This is a genomic window from Subtercola vilae, assembly GCF_004923255.1.
Lineage (GTDB): Bacteria > Actinomycetota > Actinomycetes > Actinomycetales > Microbacteriaceae > Subtercola > Subtercola vilae.
This window is the reverse complement of the sequence record NZ_QYRT01000100.1, coordinates 1-1,365: the sequence shown is the minus strand read 5'-3', so window position 1 is coordinate 1,365 and position 1,365 is coordinate 1. Positions and strand designations below refer to the sequence as shown.

General features: G+C 63.4%; 1 protein-coding gene. It reads right to left on the bottom strand.

The genetic code is table 11. From position 1 onward, the window contains the following. Positions 1 to 27 precede the first annotated feature (27 nt). A protein-coding gene (locus D4765_RS18990) for an IS3 family transposase (RefSeq protein WP_136643869.1) occupies positions 28 to 1,313 on the bottom strand; the annotation gives its coding sequence in 2 pieces (ribosomal slippage) (positions 28 to 1,040 and positions 1,040 to 1,313; 1,287 coding nt in all). Between the last annotated feature and the right edge of the window lie 52 nt (positions 1,314 to 1,365).

The window sequence follows — 1,365 nt, the reverse complement described above, 5'->3', positions numbered from 1 at the left end:
TGAAGCGCCCCAGGTTTTCTGCCGCTCCTATGCGGGTTGCGGCTCTCGGTTGAGGGTCGCGTAGTGGGCTTGCTCGTATTCGGCTGGTGAGACGTAGCCGAGGGTTGAGTGCAGCCTACGGTTGTTGTACCACTCGACCCAGCCGGCGGTCGCGTACTCAACGTCCGCGATGCTCTTGTAGGGGCCGTCGTGGAACACTGTCGTGCGAATGCATTCGGCTTTGTAGAGGCCGTTGATCGTCTCCATCAGGGCGTTGTCGTACGCGTCGCCGACGGAGCCAATCGAGGGCGCGATGCCATCCAGGGCGAGTTTCTCAGTGTACGTCACCGCTGTGTATTGAGAGCCCGCGTCCGAGTGGGCTCGCAACTGTCGCGGCTGAACGGGGTGGCCTTGCCGGTCGCGTTCCCAGAGACTCATCCGCAGCGGAATCATCACGAGCTCCACATGTTTCGTGGTCTGCGCATGCCAACCGACGATGCGTTGCGAGAACACGTCGACGATGAACGCCACGTACACCCAGCCTGCCCAGGTACGGCAGTAGGTGAAGTCCATCACCCAGGTGTGATCCGGTCGTGGGGCGGTGAAGTCCCGATTCAGCAGGTCCCCGGCGCGCACGCCGTCCTTCGCGGGGATCGTTGTTCTGATGCTCTTGTCGCGGCGGATTCCTTGCAATCCGAGGGCCCGCATCGCCCGATCAACGGCACCGCGTGACGCGCCTGCGATCCGGGTGCGGCGGATCAGCGCGGTCGTCTTCCGCCGACCATACAGACCCTCAGGTTTCAGGACGCGACGCTGGCGACCTCCGACCTCGACTGTGGTCCAGGCTGCGTCACGGACCGCGTCCACGACCATTGCGTCGGTGACCGTCCGCGCGGCAACGGCTCCTGTGCGCTGGGCCCGGTAGGTGCGCGCAGCGATCTGGTAGCCCTGCTCGCGCAGAACCCTACAGATCGACTCGACTGCGTGCCCCTCGGCTCTCATCATGTCGATGAAACCCATCATCAGTGGTTGCGGGGGTCGAGTTCCCCCACGAAGAAACTCGTCGCCGCTCTCAGAATCGCGACGTCTTCGCGGAGGCACCTGTTTTCCGCTCTCAACTTCTTGATCTCAGCCCCCTCGACCGTGGTCACCCCGTCACGGGTTCCGTCATCGATGTCGGCTTGCAGCACCCACCGACGCACGGACTCGTGACCGACACCGATCTGACGGGCAACGGCCGCTGACGCGGCCGTCAGAGATGGGTACTCCGACCGGTGCTCCCGCACCAGCCTCACTGCCCGATCACGGACAGCAGAATCGATCTTCTTCGGCATGACATACATCCTTCAACTCAAAAGGATGCGGCACCAAACCTGGGGCGCTTCA